The following is an 18,833-nucleotide window of genomic DNA, read 5'->3' on the forward strand; positions in this document are numbered from 1 at the left end:
AGAGATTTAGTCCAGCGCAAGCTTGCTGATCAGTTTTGAAATCCTACATCCTTAAATCTCAAAATCCCAAAATAAAAAAGCCCCCCGCAATAAAGCGAAGGGCCTTCGTCTTTTATAATCTCCTGTCGTCCTTATTTCACTTCTTCGTATTCGGCATCGGTTACGTTTTCACCGCCGCCGCCATTGTTACCGCCGCCCTGTTGCTGACCGTCGCCAGGTTGCTGGCCGCCGGCCTGTGCGCCTTGTGTGGCTTTGTACAACTCTTCGCTGGCTGCTGTCCAGGCATTGTTCATTTCCGTTGTAGCAGCGTCGATAGCATTCAGATCCTGCGATTTGTGCGCTTCTTTCAACTTATTCAGCGCAGTTTCAATAGGCGCTTTTTTATCAGCGGGGATCTTGTCGCCGTATTCTTTCAATTGTTTTTCGGTCTGGAAGATCAGGCTGTCGGCCTGGTTAACCTTGTCAACCTTTTCACGGGCTGCCTTATCGGTAGCTTCGTTGGCTTTTGCCTCGTTCTTCATTTTTTCGATCTCGTCTTTGCTTAAACCGCTGCCGGCTTCGATCCTGATCTTTTGTTCTTTGCCGGTGCCTTTATCCTTTGCCAGCACGTGCAGGATACCATTGGCATCGATATCGAAGGTTACTTCAATTTGCGGAACGCCACGGGGTGCAGGTGGAATGTCTGTCAACTGGAAGCGGCCGAGGCTCTTGTTTTGATTGGCCATTGGGCGCTCACCCTGCAACACATGTATTTCAACACCAGGCTGGTTGTCGCTGGCGGTAGAGAATACTTCCGATTTTTTAGTGGGAATGGTTGTGTTTGAATCGATCAAACGGGTCATTACACCACCCATAGTTTCTATACCGAGGCTCAGCGGAGTTACGTCGAGCAACAGTACGTCTTTTACTTCACCGGTCAATACCGCACCCTGAATAGCAGCGCCTACAGCTACCACTTCATCGGGGTTAACACCTCTGTTGGGTTTCTTGCCGAAGAACTTTTCTACGATCTCCTGTACTTTAGGAATACGGGTGCTGCCACCTACCAGAATCACTTCATCGATTTGAGAAGTAGACAAACCGGCATCTTTCAGCGCCTGCTCGCAGGGCTTCAGACAGCGTTCGAATAATTTATCGGCAAGTTGTTCGAATTTTGCGCGGCTCAGTTTCTTTACCAGGTGTTTGGGCACGCCGTCAACTGCGGTTATATATGGCAGGTTGATCTCTGTTTCGGTGGAAGAAGACAATTCAACTTTTGCTTTTTCAGCAGCTTCTTTCAACCGTTGTAAAGCCATCGGGTCTTTACGCAGGTCAACGCCTTCATCGTTCTTAAATTCGGCTGCCAGCCAGTCCATGATCACTTTATCGAAGTCGTCACCGCCCAAGTGGGTATCACCATTGGTTGATTTTACTTCGAAAACGCCATCACCCAGTTCCAGTACAGAAATATCGAATGTACCGCCGCCAAGGTCGAATACTGCGATCTTCTGATCGTGTTTGCCTTTATCGAGACCGTAAGCCAGCGCCGCAGCGGTAGGTTCGTTCACGATACGGCGTACATTGAGACCGGCAATTTCACCGGCTTCTTTGGTAGCCTGACGTTGTGCGTCGTTAAAGTAAGCCGGAACAGTAATTACGGCTTCATTTACTTCCTGACCCAGGTAATCTTCTGCTGTTTTCTTCATTTTCTGAAGTATCATGGCAGATAATTCCTGGGGTGTATATAAGCGGCCGTCTATGTCAATACGTACCGTATTATTGTCACCTTTTGCTACCTTATAGCTCCAGTGGCTGATCTCTTCTGTCACCTCGTCAAACCTGCGCCCCATGAAACGCTTAACGCTCATGATGGTATTATGCGGGTTGGTAATGGCCTGGCGTTTCGCCGGATCGCCTACTTTACGTTCGCCGTTCTTCAGAAAAGCCACTACAGACGGGGTGGTACGGCGTCCCTCGTCATTGGCAATTACCACCGGTTCATTTCCTTCCATTACTGCAACGCAGCTGTTGGTGGTACCGAGGTCAATTCCTATTATCTTTCCCATATATGCTGAATTTAATGTTCCAATATGGTTATCAATGATTATGCCGTGAGGGAGAAGGGTGCAAAAATGTCAGTTTTGCTGGCAGAATGAAATGTAAATGTGATAATTTGATAATTCGATAATGTGATAATGCTTCAGGTGTGGCAGGCTTGTTTTCCGAAAACTCCCTTTATGGCAGTTGTAGTTACTTTCTTGCATTTAAACCAGCCCACGCGTAGCACCCACGATGCTGTATTCAGTTATCACATTAGCAAATTCGCTAATTGACCCAAATCGAATAAGAAACAGTGACGCCACCCTTGTACATATAGTGATGTATTTATATCTTCACGCAACACCCCTAAGCTACCGGTTATACGCAGTAGAATTACTGTGCAGAACCGGGTGATTTTCAGTTAGAACGAATAAACCGTGAGTAAAACGATAGTTTTTGAAATCCGGCATTCCCTTTGAAAGAAAAGGGATTGACCTTAAATAATGTCCCTTAAAAAATTCTCTTATGGTTTTTCAGTTCTGGGCCCTATTTGCCATCCTGACTGCTGGCATTGTTTTTTGCGACCGAAAGTTCAATATGCTGCGTGACCTCAGCAAGGCCAATCCCCGGCCATATAGCTGGTCACGGGTTCAGTTAGCCTGGTGGTCGGTGATCATTCTGACCTCCTTTACCACCATCATGCTGCAAACCGGGCATGCACCCAATTTGCACACGTCTACACTGGTTTTACTGGGTATCAGCGCCGGCACCATGGCCGCCGCCCGGGTTATCGATCTGGCAGATCAGCAGAATTCGCTGGTATTCCGGCATCAGGACATCAAGACCAGCAATTTTTTTCTCGATCTCCTGTCAGATCAGAACGGGGTAAGCATTCAGCGTTTCCAGGCTATTATTTTCAATGCCGTGTTCGGCATCTGGTTCATTTCCTCCACGCTGGGTAACCTCGGCGATCCCAACTTTTGTTTATCGGATTTTGCCAAAGGCGATCCCAACCTGGCGCAATGCCTGCTGCATTCAACCGACTTTTTAATTCCAATCGTCAGTGACAATAACCTGATACTGCTTGGATTAAGTTCGGCCACCTACGCCGCATTGAAAATAACCGAAAACAAAGGAACTGCTTCGGAAACCCTGTCGGAAAAAGTGGTGGATGAAGCCTTGAACACCCCTGCACAGGGTTAAATCATTTATATGAACATCACTCCTGTTTTAAGTCCCAATTTTACCCAGGGAAGAAGGACCTACCGACCCGAAGCCATCGTTATTCATGTTATGGATGGAACGCTAAAAGGCACCGATAGCTGGTTCTGCAGCGCGCTGTCGCAGGTGTCGGCCCATTATGGTATTGGCAAGAATGGCGAAGTACACCAGTATGTCGATGAGATCGATACCGCCTGGCATGCCGGCCGCATTCATGACCCTACCTGGCCGCTCATTAAAAAAACTTCCGACGGAATGTATATAAACCCCAATTATTATACGATTGGGGTAGAACACGAAGGCAACGAGCAAAGCGAGTGGACCGACGCCATGTACGCCACCAGTGCCGAACTCATTCGCAAAATGTGTCAACGCTGGAGCATTCCGGCTGACCGCCTGCATATTATAGGGCATCATGAAATTTATTCTTTAAAGAACTGCCCCGGTTTTAAGGTGGATATGGATAAGCTTATCGCCCTCGTGAATGGCAGCACACAACATGTGAACGGACAAATAAGCAAGACCGAAAAATTCGGTAAAGTGACCACGTTAACCCGGCTGAACCTGCGTGCAGGGCCGGGTAAAGTATATAAGATAACGAATATGGTCAATGCCGGAATACAACTGGCCTATGATGGGTTTACCATGCAGGGCGAAACGGTGAACGGTAATGGAAAATGGTTTTATACTGAAGAAGGCAATTGGTTCTGGAGCGGCGGGGTGAAATAATGTGAGAATTTGCTAATATGATAATGTGATAATGCTTCTGGTGCAGCAGTCTTATTCTCCGAAACCTGACTATATCGCAATCGTAAACCCCTGCGTCAGCACCCAAACCGATCATGCGCAGCATCCTCGATGCTGTATTCATTATCTTATTATCACATTATCATATTATCACATTAGCTAATTATCTTTTCCTCTTCCTCAACAGTCGCCAGCTCTGCTGCATCTTCGGGCTGCAATATCTCCGGCGTTTCAGCGTCTGCTTTAAAAGTAAATTTCTTTTGGGTAATGAAACTGAAGGCTACTACAATGAGCGTAGTGAATATTTTAGCTACCGTGGGGTATAAATGACACTGTTCAACAAACAACTTAATAAAAATATAATTCAGCGATATACAGCATACCACCAATAAAAAGTACCGGAACAACTGAATACGGCCACGCAAAGTTGATCCCGGAAATACAATGGTGCGGCTCATATAAAAGCCCAATGGGAAAGTAATAGCAAAGGAAACAAGGAAAGCCGCTATATACGGACTGATATTTATACCAATGGGTGTATGAACCAACTGCTTTTTGAAAATGAAATTGTAGCTTATGGCATACAGGCTTATATCCAATATGGTATTGCCTCCCCCGCAAGCTGCATACCTAAAGGTTTGTAATGGCATGAACCGGCGAAAAAAAGGATAAAAGAAGTCTATAACGGCATTGATCAGGTTCTTCACTTTCGGTTATTTGTACGGTACAAAGGTAATTGAATAACAACAAACACCGGCGCCGTTCGCCCATTCATTCAGATTTAATGAGCTTACGGACCCGGATACCGCTTTTACCGCTCTTTTTTTGCCAAAACGGCGAAAACCTTCAATGTTTTTAAGTGTCCGATTGACCTGAATCAATAATATGCGACAACTGCATTTGTTCTCATAAAATACTACATATTTGAGTTCAGTTTAACCCCTAAGCACCATTTAAGAGCTTCTGCCGAAGGCAGGGGCTCTTGAAATTTTCCCCCGTCCATTCTACTCACAATCCACCTTCTTCAACGCACAATGGCGGTTATTGATTGTAAAAAGCAAATTATTCGTTCGCAACAGGTACTAATGACGCGTCAACGATAAAAATGCGGGCCCCAAAGTGGGTCTCTCACCAAAGGGTTCTAAAGGGTGGCTCATCTAAACCAGAATTGGGATCCTTGGCATGACACAAGTTTGTTGTAGGGGTATTGACTGGAATAGCTCTAAAATAGCGCTGAATACTCTCTGGGTATTCTCTGAATATTCTCTGGGTATTCTCTGGCGCCTATGTGTTCCTGTAGTGTCCGTAGAGTATCTCGGTACAGTACCCAGGCTATATTTCTACCATTCCCCTACCATTAGACTACCATATTGGTACTATTCCGCTACTATTGTCTGCCCACCCCGGTTCAATTATTAGGCAAGGGGCTCTCCTGTTTTAACCCGGTGAAGGTACCATGTGCCCGTTAACCATGCCCGAACCTGGAACCTGAAACTGAAACCCCGCAAAGCGGGGCAAGCGCTGAAAACCGTACCTTTGCACCCTCAAAATCAACGAATGGCAATAGTTTCCGTTATTCAGTCGGCAGTAAGCGCACAGATCAGTCAATTGTACCAGGTAAACATTGAGCCTTCTTCCATTACGGTTAGTGAAACAAAACCCGAGTTCGAGGGCGATTATACCGTGGTGCTCTTTGCCCTGCTGAAGACCCTGAAAAAAAAGCCTGAAGAATTAGGTACTGAACTGGGCCAGGCCCTGGTGGCTGGAAATGCCGCCCTTTTCAGCGGTTTTAATGTGATCAAAGGCTTTTTGAACCTCGCAGTCAGCGACAGTTGGTGGCTGCAATTCCTGAAAGAACAATACAATAATGCGGATTATGGCCGCCAGCCGCGCAATGGCCAGCGGGTAATGGTTGAATATTCTTCGCCCAATACCAATAAACCGCTGCACCTCGGTCATCTGAGAAACAATTTCCTGGGCTGGAGCGTAGCCGAGATCTATAAGGCCAATGGGTATGAAGTGGTGAAGACCTGCATCGCCAACGACCGCGGTATTCATATCTGTAAAAGCATGATCGCCTGGCAACGGTTCGGTAATGGCGCCACGCCTGAAAGCACAGGTATTAAAGGCGACCACCTGGTGGGTGATTATTATGTAATGTTTGGCAACGTGTTGAAAGAACAAATGAAACCCATTCTGGAAAAGAAACTGGCTGCATTAATTGCTGATGGAAAAACGGAAGAAGAAGCGCTCAAATACCTGAAAGATAAAAAAGATGAGCTGGAAAAAGAAGCCGAGATCATGCAGGCCGCCCAGCAAATGCTGGTTGACTGGGAAGCCGGTAAACCCGATGTGGTGGAACTGTGGCGTACTATGAACAGCTGGGTGTACAAAGGTTTTGATGAAACGTACAAACGTATTGGCAGCAACTTCGATAAGATCTACTACGAAAGCGAAACCTACCTGTTGGGTAAAGACCTGGTTGAAGAAGGCCTGCGCAAAAAAGTATTCTTCCTTAAAGATGATGGCAGTGCATGGGTCGATCTAACGGGCGACGGGCTCGATCAAAAGATCGTTCGCCGCCGCGATGGTACCGCTGTGTATATTACCCAGGATATTGGACTTGCCCACGAAAAGCAAAAAGAATTTCATTGTAACCGGAGTATATATGTGGTAGGTGACGAGCAGAACTATCACTTCAAGGTATTGAAACTTATTTGTCAGAAACTGGGTATTGAAGGCGCCGACGGCATTTACCATTTAAGCTATGGCATGGTGGAACTGCCTACCGGTAAAATGAAAACGCGTGAAGGTACGGTGGTTGATGCCGATGATATGCTCGATGAAATGATCCGTGAAGCAAAAAAGAAGAGAGAAGAAAAAGAAAAAGAACTTAACAAAACTGCAGAATTGAGCGCAGCGGAATTGCAGGAGCTGGACGAAATAGTTGGCAGCGGCGCTATTAAATTCTTCCTGGTTCGTGTAGATCCGCAAAAGCGGATGATCTTTAACCCCGAAGAGTCGATAGATCTGCATGGCTTTACGGCTACCGCTGTACAGTACACCTACGCGCGAACACAATCGGTATTCAGAAAAGAAATGTATACCGGCGGGGAACCTGGCGCCGACCTGTTGCCGCTGGAAAAAGAAATGATCATTAAGCTGGAAAGATACGCTGATATCATTCGCCAGGCCGGAGATGAAATGAACCCCAGTGCCATTGCCGGTTATGTGTACGAGGTGGCGAAGTTGTACAATTCGTTTTACAACGAGCATAGCATCCTGAAAGCTGAAACGCCCGTTAAGAAAGAATTGCGTTTACAGATAAACCAAATGACCGCCCATGTTATTAAATCGGGGATGGCATTGCTGGGAATACGGGTGCCGGATAGAATGTAGAACCAATAGGCAATAGGCAATGGGTAAAGGCAAGGAAATACAAACTTTTATTAAACAAGAAAAGCCCTGGAGTTAATCCTGGGCTTTGTATTTATTGCCAATTAAATGCTGTTGTGATTGATAGATCTGTTTCTTAAGAAACATTTACCTATTAGATACCTCCCGGCATCTTCTGCTCCTGCTTTAAATTCTTCAACGACGGGTCCATTTCAATGGCTTTATCGCACAACTGCTGGCCTTTCGCCTTCTCTCCTTTTTTCTGATACGAGAGGCCGATCATGTATAGTGCGTTGGCGTTTTTCTTATCAATGGCCAGGGCTTTATCCCAGTAATTGATGGCATCGTCGTATTTGCCGGTCTGGTAATAGGCGTCTGCAATATTGTACAGCAGTTCCATATCCTGCGGTTTCTTTTGCAACACTTCCTGCATCAGCGCCAGTCCTTTTTCATAATTCTTTATGTTCAGGTAGGCATTGGCGAGGTTTTCAATATAATCGTTGCTGCGGTTGTATCCTTTGGCGCCGGCTCTTTCGAACCAGTAAATGGCTTTTTTATCGTCGGGAATGGCGTAATACACCAGTCCGGCCTCATACATCCAGTTCGCTTTTGTGCTGTCGCGCTCGATGGCCTGCTCAAAACAACCGGCTGCTTTTTTGTAATTGCTCATTTCAACCAGGCTGCGGCCTGCGATGTAAGGCGTTTCAGCCCGTTTGGGATCTTCTTTAAACGCCAGTTCGCAATACTTCAGGCATTCGCCATAATTTCCCTGCTCGTAAAAACTTTTTGCAATTATGTAGTTGGAGGAATTGCCAACTTTGGCTTCCTGCATTTTTTTCGCGTAGGTAACCGCATCGTTCCACTGGCGGGTATTTAACGAAAGTATGGCCAGTTGTTCCAGCACTTCAGGATCTTTCGCATCTATCGCAAAGGCAGCTTTGTACTTTTCGCGCGCTTCCATATAACGTTTCTGCTCGAGGAGCGCCTGCCCCCAGCCTGCCTGTACTTTGGCATCGTTGGGTGAATAACCGGCGGCTTTGGAGAAATTCTTTTCCGCTTCACGAAAGCGGCGGGCTTCCTTTTCGGCTACTCCTTTTTTAAAATAATATTCAGCGCTGTCAGACTGGGCGTAAGTAATGTTGGAAATGATTCCAAACATTAAAATGAGGTTAATGCTTTTCATAGTTATCAACTTTTTCCGGTGTTTCAGGTGTGGCATCCGCCAGCTGGCGGATACCACACCTTTTTCACAAATATCTTTACTTCAAAACTACTGCTCCCAACGGCGGCAGGTGCACATTTATTTCATACATATTATCATTTTTATCCAGACAGGTTGTTAATATTTCCGGATTGAATACATCTCCGGTTCCCCAATATTGTTTGGCGTCTGAATTAAAGATCTCGCGCCATTCACTTTTCCCGTGCGTATATACCTTCCAGTCGTGCCGCGCCACCGGGGTAAGGTTTAAAATGATCAGCAGATCATTGGCCGGGTCTTTTCCCTTACGGCGATATGCCACCACACATTCTGCCGGATGGTTCAGGTCGACCCATTCGAACCCGTAAATATTGAACTGATTTTCATACATCGCAGGCTCGTTACGTAATAAATTATTCAAATCACGAACGCAATCTTTCAACCCACGGTGCGAATCGAACTGCAACAGGTTCCATTGCAATTCGCTTTTATAATTCCATTCACTGGTATCGCCGAACTCGCAACCCATGAATAAGAGTTTCCCCCCGGGATGCGTAAACATATATGTATACAGCGTGCGCAGGTTGGCAAACTTCTGCCAGTTATCGCCCGGCATTTTAAAGATCATGGGGCTTTTACCGTGTACCACTTCATCATGGCTTAAGGGCAACAGAAAATTCTCGTCGTAGTAATACATCATACTGAACGAAAACTTGTTCTGGTAATGCCGGCGGTAAATGGGGTCCATTTTAAAATAGTCAAGCGTATCGTGCATCCAGCCCATCATCCATTTCATGCCAAAGCCAAGTCCGTTCCCAAATGTGGGGCGCGAAACGCCCGGCCAGTCGGTAGCTTCCTCGGCAATGGTTTGCACGTCGTGAAAATCGCGATAGATGGTTTCGTTCAGGTCTTTTATAAAGGAAATGGCCTCTATATTGCCATCGCCGCCATATTCATTAGGTTCCCACTGGCCGTGAGTACGCGAATAATTCAGTTTCAGCATCGAACTTACCGCATCCACCCGAATACCGTCGATATGGTATTTATCGAACCAGAAGCGGGCGCTGCTGATAAGGAATGATTTCACTTCTCCCCTTTTGTAATTGAATACATAGCTGTTCCAGTCGGGGTGAAAACCTTTACGCATATCGGCATATTCGTAGGTGTTGGCCCCATCGAACATAAACAGCCCGTGCGCATCGTAGGGAAAATGCGAAGGCACCCAGTCGAGGATAACGCCAATGCCTGCCTCATGGAAGGCATTGATGAGCTCCATAAAACTTTGCGGATCGCCGAAGCGGGAGGTGGGGGCGAAATACCCCGTGCCCTGGTAACCCCAACTGCCATCGAACGGATGTTCCATTACCGGCATAAACTCAACATGGGTAAACCCCATTTCTTTCACGTATGGAACCATCAGCTCGCGGATCTGATCGTAGGTGTTGTATGATTCTTCGTCATGTTTGTTCGGCCGCATCCAGCTGGCAAGGTGAACTTCATAAATACTGTAGGGCGACTCAAGCGTATTGTGCCGGCCGCGGGTTTTCATCCACGCTTCATCTTTCCAGGTATAGTTCAGGTTCCAGGTAATCGACGCCGTATGGGGGCGTTTCTCCCAGAAATTGGCATAGGGATCGCCTTTGTCGCTTTTGGCGCCCTTGAAACCGTCGATATGATATTTGTAAACTTCTCCTTTAGGTAAAGCTGGAATAAATCCTTCCCAGATGCCCGAACTGTCGAGCCGTACATAGAGGGGATGAATGGTAGGGTTCCAGTCGTTGAAATTACCGATCACCGAAACATAGGTGGCATTGGGCGCCCATACGGCAAAGTAATACCCTGTTGTTCCCAGTACCTCTACTTCATGCGAACCAAACAGATCGTATAAGCGATAATGCGTTCCCTGTTGAAAGTTTCGAACATCTTCTTCTGTGAAAAATGAATAGTTCCATACTTTTTTTGTACTGTCTACAAAATGGATCTCTTCATATTTTTTTACCATATCCATGCCTGATTATTGGTTTTGTTCAGTTGTTACTTGTCTTGATAATAGCAACCAGATGATTATCGGTTTCTTTAACGATTAATTAAGAATACGTTTGTCCATTTACGAAATTCATTCCAGACATTCGTTCAACCACAAAGGCGTACAAGGGTGAGATTTCTTAAACATATTAACAGGTTAATATGCGTTTACGCTTTTGTCTTTTCCTAACCGCCATGAAAAAAACAACCGCACTCTTTTTCGTACTTTTTGTCATTTCCATTCCCGTATTTTCCCAGGATGCTGCTCTTAAAGGTACAGTAATTGATACTTCGGAAAAAAGAAACCTTTCCAATACAGTTATAGCATTATTGAGGCCAGCCGACTCGGTGTTGGTATCCTTTACCCGTACCAATAAAGAGGGAAATTTTACATTACAAAAGCTGCCGCCCGGTAAATTTATCCTTATGGTAACCCGCCCCGCCTATGCCGATTATTTCGACCGGGTAGCGATTGCCTCCGGCGCCACCGTTGACCTTGGTAAGGTCGCCATGACCCTGAAAAGCCAGTTGCTGCAGGAAGTAGTGGTGCAACATAAACTGGGGGCCATTCGCATCAAGGGCGATACCACCGAGTATGTGGCCGATAGTTTTAAGATGGCTGCCGGCGCTACGGTGGAAGACCTGTTGAAAAAATTACCCGGTTTGCAGGTAGATAAAGATGGCAAAATAACGGCCCAGGGCGAAACCGTGCAAAAGGTATTGGTTGACGGGGAAGAATTCTTTAGCGACGATCCTACCATTGCCACCCGCGGGCTCACCGCCGATGCGGTTGATAAAGTTCAAACCTTCGACAAAAAAAGCGACCAGGCTGAGTTTACCGGTATCGATGACGGGGAGAAAACAAAGACCATCAACCTGAAGCTGAAAGAAGACCGGAAAAAAGGGTATTTCGGAAAACTGGAGGCCGGGGCCGATGGCAATAAGTTCTGGAATAGTAACCTGATGGTAAATGCCTTTAAGGGCAAGCGGAAATTGTCGGCCTTCGGTATCATGTCGAGCACCGGCCGTACCGGGCTCGATTGGCAGGAAAGCACGAACTATGGCGGCGCTTCTATGGAAATGAATTCCGAAGACGGCGGCGGCATGTCGATAAATTTTAGCGGTGGCGACGATGAATTTGGCGGCGGCAGTTACTGGGGCGAAGGATTGCCAAAGGGCTGGAATGGCGGCCTGCATTATTCGAATAAATGGAATGCCGATAAAATTCATTTCAACGGCGGTTACCAGTATAATAAACTGAATACCGAAGCACAGGGAAATACTTTTAGTCAAAATAAACTGCCGAATTCTATCCTGTATACAAACGACTTTGGCAACAGTTTCAGCAGCCGAAACCGGAACATGGTCCGCGGCCTGTATGAATTTCAGATCGATTCGCTTTCAAGCCTGAAGATAACCGCTCAGGGATCGCAGGGAAATTCATTCAGCAAAAGTAATTTTCACCAGGAGTCACTGAACGGGAATGGCGATACGCTCAGCATAATCGACCGCGAAACAAATGTGGATGCCAATAGAAAGAATTTCAATTCCACGTTATTATGGCGGCAGAAATTTAGAAAACAGGGAAGAACACTATCGCTGAGTGCCCGGCAGAATTATACCGAAAACACTTCAACCGGTATTTATTTTTCCAATAATCATTACTATAAGATCGGGATCGATAGCACCAAAGTGCTCGACCAGCAAAAGCTGATCGACAATAAAAACTCGGTAGTGAACGCACGTATTTCCTATACCGAACCGCTGAACAAACGATCGTTGCTCGAGTTCAATTACAGCGTCGATAACAACAAACGGGAGTCGGGCATCATCACACTTGAAAAAATTAATCCGGTTGGGAAATATGAAGATAAGATCGATTCGCTGAGCAATGAGTACAGCTTTAATGTGCTTACCCAGTCGGGCGGCATCAATTACCGGTATGCCAAACCCAAAAAGATCTCGTTCTCCTTCGGGATGAATGTATCTTATGCCGAATTTACCCGCAAAGACCTGCGCGGCGATTCGGCCATCAGTTACAACTTTACCAATTTCTTTCCGCAGGCAAATTTGAACTGGACCATGGGACGAAATGGCAACCTGCGGTTCAATTATAACGGCAGTACGCGGGCGCCCGGCATCGACCAGATACAACCCATTCAGGATATTACCGACCAGATGAACATCAGGGAGGGGAATCCCGATCTGAAACAGGCTTTCCGCCATAACTTTTCCCTGCGGTACAACAATTACAAGTTCCTTTCCGAACGGGGTATTTATGCAGGTGTGAATTATAATGCCACGCAGAATGATTTCAGCTCAATAAATATCCTCGATACCACAACCGGTAAACGCACCACCCGGCCGGTGAACGTGGATGGTAATTACCGCATGAACGGCTGGATGGGGTATGGGCAGAAAATTAAGAAACTGGGCATCAGGGTGGGTATTGAAGGTGAGTGGAATATAAATCATAATACCAATTTCATTGGCGAATTACTGAACGAGAACGACAGTTATGTGTTCGGCGCCGGCCCCACGTTAAGTTATGAAAAAGAGAAGAAATTCGAGATCTGGATAAACACCAGTTTCAGGCGTAACATTTCGAAATCATCGTTACGAAGCGACCTGGTCACTAAATTCTGGACGCAAAACCATCATATTGATATGCGGGTGTACCTGCCCTGGAAACTGGAGATCGGCAGTTCCTGCAATTTCAATATCCGCCAAAAAACAAGTGTGTTTGAACGGAATAACAATTCTATCAGGTGGGATGTAAGGATCGACCGGAAGCTCTTCAAAAATGATGCAGCGCGTTTGCGGTTTTCGGCCAATGATATCCTCGATCAGAATATCGGGTTCAACCGGAATATCAACAGCAACTTTGTTTCGGAAAGAACATACGATACCATCAGGCGGAACTTCCTGTTGTCGTTCATCTGGAACTTTAGCAAGAACGGAAAGCCGCAAAGCTGGTAAACACGGATTCTTAAGTTGTTCAGTTATTCAGTTCATGAGTTATTGAGTTCATCAATTTCACTGGCTCGCTATTAGGAGCGAGTTTGAACAACTGAACAACTGAACAACTGAACAACTGAACAACTGAACAACTGAACAACTAATTATTATAAAATGAAGATACTCGTTTATATACTGGCCTTTTTGCTGCCCCCCACCCTGCAGGCGCAGCAGCAGAAATTTATTACCGAGGGAAAAATAGAATACGAACGCAAAACAAACCAGCATGCTTTTATGGAAGAAGGCAGTATGTGGGATGAAGCGGCCAAAAAGAGCATGTCGAAATTTGTGACCTATTATTACGATCTCACGTTCAAAGGCGACCGCACCTTGTTTCAAACGGGCCGTGATCCCGAAATAAAACAGTCGAAGTTCTGGGGTGTATTTGATTCTGAGAATACGATCTTCACGCGGCTCGACAGCAATGCATCAGTGACCCAACGGAACATTTACAGCGATCAGTACCTGGTAGCTGATTCGCTTCGCAAGATCGACTGGAAGATAACGCCTGAGATCAGAAAGATCGCGCAGTTCGATTGCCGCAAGGCCGTGGGCCGCATAATGGATTCCATTGTAGTGATCGCCTTTTATACCGATGAAATCCTTACCACCGGCGGACCGGAATCATTCAACGGGTTGCCGGGGATGATCCTTGGGCTGGCCATTCCCCGGATGCATACAACCTGGTATGCTACCAAACTGCATCTGGTTGAGGTAAATGATAAAGATCTTGTAGCGCCAAGGCGGGGAAAGAAAATGACCGGCAATAATTACCGGTCAACAGTAAAAGATATTCTTAAAGAATGGGGAACGGAAGGCGCTAGGCGGCAGCCTCAGCTGTTGTTGTAACGGCCTCGCCCAGTACTTCGTCGATCATGCCGAATGCTTTGGCCTCCTGCGCTTTCATCCAGTGGTCGCGGTCAGATGCTTCGTGCACTTTTTCATAGGATTGACCACTGTGCCGCGCAATAACGGAATAGAGTTCCTGTTGCAGTTTTTTTATTTCATTCATCGTGATCTCGATGTCGGACGCATTGCCTTGTATTCCGCCTGAAGGCTGGTGTATCATTACGCGGGCATGTTGTAAGGCAGCACGTTTGCCGGCTGCGCCGGCGCATAACAGTACGGCGCTCATCGATAAGGCGGTACCGGTGCAAATGGTGGCCACATCGGGTGAAATATATTGCATGGTATCGTAAATGCCCAGTCCCGCATATACCGAACCGCCCGGAGAATTAATGTACAATTGAATGTCGCGCCGCGCATCGGCCGATTGCAGGAATAACAACTGTGCCTGTATGATGTTGGCTATTTTATCGTCCACCGCATCGCCAAGGAAAATGATGCGGTCCATCATCAGCCTTGAAAAAACGTCCATTTGAGCAACGTTCAATTGCCTTTCCTCTGTAATATAGGGCGTCATAGCCATGGGAATAAAGCGGTTTTCCGTGCGGGCTATAAACCCGTCGACGTACTGGCTGCCTATGTGGTGGTGTTGAACGGCATAGGCACGAAAATCCTGTTTCATATTTGTCATATGATCGCTATTTAAGTTATGTGGTTTGTTTATTTCTATCAGTGCGAAACGCCTTTGTTAATGTTTAGGCGGGCGATGGAACAGGGCCATAATTTTCCGGCGGAAAGAATGATGTTCCGGTTCGGTGAACAACTGCTGATGAACCATTTCTATTTCGGCTTTTAACCGGCGGCGGCTGTATTGTTTTATGACCTCGTATGTTTTTTGTTGCCATAACAGGTCTTCCTGTAAGGCAGGTTGCAGTATCAGGCGCGCCTCGAATAAAGCCCGGTCGGTTTTGCCGGCATATTGCAACAGGTAATCGTCTATTTGTTGTATGTTATTCAAGGAAGTCCTCATACGTTAACGATTTATCTTTTACAAGATCCCTTACTTTTTCGAGGCATTTGTATTTCTGTACGGTGGCCGAGCGTTCGGTGGAGAAACCGAACAGGCCGGCTACTTTATTCATGGGCAGTTTGTCGTAATAGAATGCCTGTAACAGCTCCATGCATTTTTTGCCGGAGGCGTGCAACAGATCGAGCAGTTTACCAGTTGCGGTTGAAGCGGGGCTTTCTTCCATGGCTAAACCGTCAAGCGAGTTGGGAAGCGATGTATACCGGTTGTTCAGTTTGTTTTTCTTTGCCCAGCAATGGCGGGCTATGCCGAGCAGGTAGGCCTTTTCGCTGTATTGCAGCTTAAGGTTGGTTGTGGCCACCTTTTCATAATAGATGACCAGCGCATCCTGAAAAACATCTTTGGCTTCTTCAAATGAGCCCCCCATGTCACGTACATATTTAGCCACCAGCGGAAATGCCTGCTGGTACAATTGCATAAAAAGGACTTTCCTTTCCGCAGCAATATCTTCTATTTCCATCGTTTGGGTCATAGGCTTGCTTTACTAATAAGTGCCTGTTTGCAGTCAGATATCACCCAGAAATTACGAAATTATTTTTAAATGGGAGATGTTGGGGCGGCGGCATGGCAATGCTATTTAGCGATAAGCTGGTTGTATTTCATATGGAAGCAATGTTAGTTTACCAGCTTCTTACGGCATCAAAAAAATATCAATCAGCAATTTATTATCCTGCCGCCAGCGGATCCAGCCGGTTTGAGCGTTGTCGCATTTGTCAATGAAGTTATGACAGGGCTGACCTTCATATTTGCTGTCCTCATCGTTGTAAAAACAGTCATACTTTACCTGTAACCAATCGCCCTGTACCTGCATGGCGCAAAACATTTCGTGTCCGGCCGGCAGCGGTAAAATAGCTGCCGTATCGCTGGGGGATCTGTGCAGCTCGGTCAATGGTTTGTCCTCTTCTTCGGTGGCAGTTGTTTTACGCCTTACGCCAAACGAATGCAGCAGGTATTGCTCCCAGGTTTCGAACTGGATCTGTTTTTTAGGTAAATATTTCGTTTCCGACCGGTTGATCAGCACCCGGTATGCGTTTTCCGTTTCGCCTGTGCAGGCAAAATGCATAAGCCCGTATTCGGGATCAAACACCATGGTACATATGTTGGCCAGGCTGTCGTTTTGTTCGTTCATGTCAACGGCCAATGGCTTACCGGCAAGCAGGCTGTCGTCGTACAAGGTAAAGGTCTTGGGGGCTATTACCAGCCCAATGCCCAATGAGGCTACTTCGTTATCGATTGTGCATTTGTTTACACTGGCTTTAACCAGCCTGCTGCTGTCGCGGCTGATAGGAATGCTGATACTGTCTTGTTTAAGAACTGTTGGTTGTTCGTTGTTATTGTTTCCGGCACAGGAATACAATAGAACGGTCACCAGGGTTGTAGAAATGGTTTTCATTTGGGTATTATTGGGATTGTGATTTTGGATCGTAACCTGGCAACCAGGCGTTGTAAAAAGTAAAATGAGATCATGCCGCCTGCCAAACCGGATACCAGTCCGCAGCCCGCACCCAGCAGGATAGCATTTAATGTATCATGCCAATGGGTAGATAAGTTCAACAACCACAACCCTGCCGCGCCGAAAGTGCAACCTGCTACAATTGAGCACGAGATAAAAAATACTTTAAATCCTTTGGTCAGTGACCTGGTATAAATTCCTACAATAACCGAAGCAGAGATGATCCCTGCTGTTACCATGGCCGATACAATAAATAACGCTCCGATAGTTAGCAGAATTCCTATCCCTATTCCAGCCATAATTATTGCACAAACGCCCATTGCAAAAAATAAGAGAAAGCCTAAGAACTCGCCATCGTCCACGGGTTCAGTTGCTGCAGGGGTGGCCGCTACAACAGAATCAGCCTGTACAGTGGCCTGTTTTTGTTTGGCACTGTCGGTAACCTGCGCATGTGTTAGAGTGGCTGCCGTTAAGATCAGGATCAGTATTGTAAGGAAAAATTTCATTGGAACTTTGTGTTTAGGATTATTCAACTGTTTCCGGTCGAATACAAATTATCATTGGCCTGTTCACCTCTGCAGCTACTGTTTTGCCTCCACACACACCGGGCTGCCATTTGGGCATTAGCCTGATGATCCTTAGTACTTCCTTTTCAAAGGGGTTGAGCAACGTTGTATCGGGCTGGTCATGTACCACCGGGTTGATAATTCTTCCGTCAGTATCTACTATGAACTTCATTTTCGACATGGAACTTACATTTGCAAATTCTTCATTGTCTATCATCTCCTGTGGATACCTCAGATGGCGGTTAAGAAAACGCAGAAAAGCCGCCGGCCCACCCGCAAATTCCGGTTCAATGTCTGTTGTTGTATATACGTTCTTATTGAGCGGCTGGCTGTAATAGTGCCTGCAGCCTGTACCAGTATCATGTTCTGGCGAATACGAGCCGGCAATGAACAAAAATGCAAAGGATACTATTGATAGTTTCATTATCATTTCAACTCCTTACTTAAAAACTTTGTCACCTGGTCGCCAATTTCATTAATGGTCAGTAATACCGCCTGGTTTTGTACCCGGTTTCTTGCTTCATCCGTTTCAATGTCGGTTTTGTTTTGCGGTCCCATAAAATCACGGGTAACCACAGTGGTAAAGGGTACCAGTCCGGTGCGCACATCCATTATGATCAGCTGCGTAGTGGCAAACGCTTTTACGTCTGGCCTTTTGAACGAGCGATATTTTGTATAAATATCGCTGTTGATGGCATATACCACCACTACATCTGCCTGCATGCGCACTGCCGATTCACGTAATGTAGTGAACGATGCCGGCGCCTTTGACAATAACATGTCCGGAATGGAGGTGATCTTTATTACCCGCGGCGATTGTTGCAGTTTTGCGGTGAATGAGTCGAGGTAGGCTTGTTGTGTTTTCAAATACGCCTCGTCGCTCCAGTAGTTCCAGTAGTATCTTTTTTGCGTACCTTCGAGTTTTATTAGGGCAACCCGCAATTGTTTGGGTAGTGAATAATTACCGTCGAGGATCTTTTGAATGTTTTCTTCCGAAATAGTGGCCGCTTTATCGGCAAACAGTGATTGGGTTATCGGTGGGTCAGAATAATTGCCGCCATAAGATAATTGATGTGGTGATCCGCAGGATGACATCAGGCTTACAATGGCTAAGAGGCCAGCCAGGTATTTCATGACTAAGGGTTTGGGGACTAAAATATAAAAACATGCAGGCATTTCAAAGGATATTAGCGGATTCTAATGTTAAATTGACATTTCGCTGCCCCAAACCCATAAAAGGAGCAGGTGTGCCAC

The 18,833-nt window shown here is 46.2% G+C and carries 16 protein-coding genes; 5 read left to right on the forward strand and 11 right to left on the reverse strand.

Translation table 11 applies throughout. The annotated features are described in order from the left end of the window. Nucleotides 1-131 precede the first annotated feature (131 nt). Nucleotides 132-2,045 (reverse strand): molecular chaperone DnaK, encoded by a 1,914-nt coding sequence (gene dnaK / locus A4R26_RS13770; protein ID WP_081164338.1) that lies wholly within the window; start codon nt 2,043-2,045, stop codon nt 132-134. Between the two features lie 499 nt (nt 2,046-2,544). Between dnaK and A4R26_RS13775 the strand changes: the two genes are divergently transcribed. Together A4R26_RS13775 and A4R26_RS13780 are read left to right on the forward strand one after the other, a co-directional pair. Then, nucleotides 2,545-3,222, forward strand: coding sequence for a hypothetical protein (locus A4R26_RS13775; RefSeq protein ID WP_081164339.1), 678 nt, complete (start codon nt 2,545-2,547; stop codon nt 3,220-3,222). A gap of 9 nt (nt 3,223-3,231) precedes the next feature. Then, complete coding sequence (locus A4R26_RS13780; protein ID WP_081164340.1) at nt 3,232-3,969, forward strand: N-acetylmuramoyl-L-alanine amidase; 738 nt, start codon at nt 3,232-3,234, stop codon at nt 3,967-3,969. A gap of 173 nt (nt 3,970-4,142) precedes the next feature. On the opposite strand, the gene A4R26_RS13785 is transcribed toward A4R26_RS13780, so the two are convergent. Beyond that, on the reverse strand, nt 4,143-4,694 hold the full coding sequence (locus A4R26_RS13785) for a GtrA family protein (RefSeq protein WP_081164341.1): 552 nt from the start codon (nt 4,692-4,694) through the stop codon (nt 4,143-4,145). Between the two features lie 850 nt (nt 4,695-5,544). On the opposite strand from A4R26_RS13785, the gene argS reads away from it, so the two are divergent. Beyond that, nucleotides 5,545-7,386, forward strand: a complete 1,842-nt coding sequence (gene argS / locus A4R26_RS13790; RefSeq protein WP_081164436.1) for an arginine--tRNA ligase — start codon at nt 5,545-5,547, stop codon at nt 7,384-7,386. 151 nt (nt 7,387-7,537) lie between these two features. Here argS and A4R26_RS13795 read toward each other — a convergent pair whose 3' ends face one another. After that, nucleotides 7,538-8,566, reverse strand: a complete 1,029-nt coding sequence (locus A4R26_RS13795; RefSeq protein WP_165760263.1) for a tetratricopeptide repeat protein — start codon at nt 8,564-8,566, stop codon at nt 7,538-7,540. Nucleotides 8,567-8,642: 76 nt separating this feature from the next. Further along, entirely contained in the window at nt 8,643-10,592 is a 1,950-nt protein-coding gene (gene glgB / locus A4R26_RS13800; protein ID WP_081164343.1) for a 1,4-alpha-glucan branching protein GlgB, read from the reverse strand. A gap of 212 nt (nt 10,593-10,804) precedes the next feature. Between glgB and A4R26_RS13805 the strand changes: the two genes are divergently transcribed. After that, entirely contained in the window at nt 10,805-13,588 is a 2,784-nt protein-coding gene (locus tag A4R26_RS13805; protein ID WP_165760264.1) for an outer membrane beta-barrel family protein, read from the forward strand. Between the two features lie 153 nt (nt 13,589-13,741). Further along, a complete protein-coding gene (locus A4R26_RS13810) occupies nt 13,742-14,476 on the forward strand; it encodes a GLPGLI family protein (protein WP_081164345.1) in 735 nt (244 codons plus the stop codon). Here the strand turns inward: A4R26_RS13810 and A4R26_RS13815 are convergent. From A4R26_RS13815 to A4R26_RS13845, 7 genes are all read right to left on the reverse strand, one after another. Then, a complete protein-coding gene (locus tag A4R26_RS13815) occupies nt 14,448-15,164 on the reverse strand; it encodes an ATP-dependent Clp protease proteolytic subunit (RefSeq protein WP_081164346.1) in 717 nt (238 codons plus the stop codon). The two genes, A4R26_RS13810 and A4R26_RS13815, sit on opposite strands and share 29 nt — an antisense overlap. A gap of 57 nt (nt 15,165-15,221) precedes the next feature. Next, a complete protein-coding gene (locus A4R26_RS13820; protein ID WP_133054664.1) occupies nt 15,222-15,503 on the reverse strand; it encodes a hypothetical protein in 282 nt (93 codons plus the stop codon). Then, nucleotides 15,484-16,032 (reverse strand): RNA polymerase sigma factor, encoded by a 549-nt coding sequence (locus A4R26_RS13825; RefSeq protein ID WP_081164348.1) that lies wholly within the window; start codon nt 16,030-16,032, stop codon nt 15,484-15,486. Before A4R26_RS13825 ends, A4R26_RS13820 begins: the two co-directional genes overlap by 20 nt. 159 nt (nt 16,033-16,191) lie before the next feature. Then, on the reverse strand, nt 16,192-16,953 hold the full coding sequence (locus tag A4R26_RS13830; RefSeq protein ID WP_081164349.1) for a hypothetical protein: 762 nt from the start codon (nt 16,951-16,953) through the stop codon (nt 16,192-16,194). Continuing rightward, nucleotides 16,950-17,546 carry a hypothetical protein gene (locus A4R26_RS13835; RefSeq protein WP_133054665.1) on the reverse strand — a complete coding sequence of 199 codons (597 nt, stop codon included), beginning with the start codon at nt 17,544-17,546 and terminating at the stop codon, nt 16,950-16,952. Before A4R26_RS13835 ends, A4R26_RS13830 begins: the two co-directional genes overlap by 4 nt. Beyond that, nucleotides 17,539-18,003: an energy transducer TonB gene (locus A4R26_RS13840; protein WP_081164351.1), complete on the reverse strand. Its 465-nt coding sequence runs from the start codon at nt 18,001-18,003 to the stop codon at nt 17,539-17,541. The genes A4R26_RS13835 and A4R26_RS13840 overlap by 8 nt, the downstream gene beginning before the upstream one ends. A 2-nt stretch (nt 18,004-18,005) precedes the next feature. After that, the gene (locus A4R26_RS13845; RefSeq protein ID WP_081164352.1) at nt 18,006-18,713 is read right to left on the reverse strand and encodes a hypothetical protein; all 708 of its coding nucleotides are present in this window, start codon (nt 18,711-18,713) and stop codon (nt 18,006-18,008) included. Nucleotides 18,714-18,833: the final 120 nt, after the last annotated feature.

This window comes from Niastella populi, assembly GCF_002078015.1.
Taxonomy (GTDB): Bacteria; Bacteroidota; Bacteroidia; order Chitinophagales; family Chitinophagaceae; genus Niastella; species Niastella populi.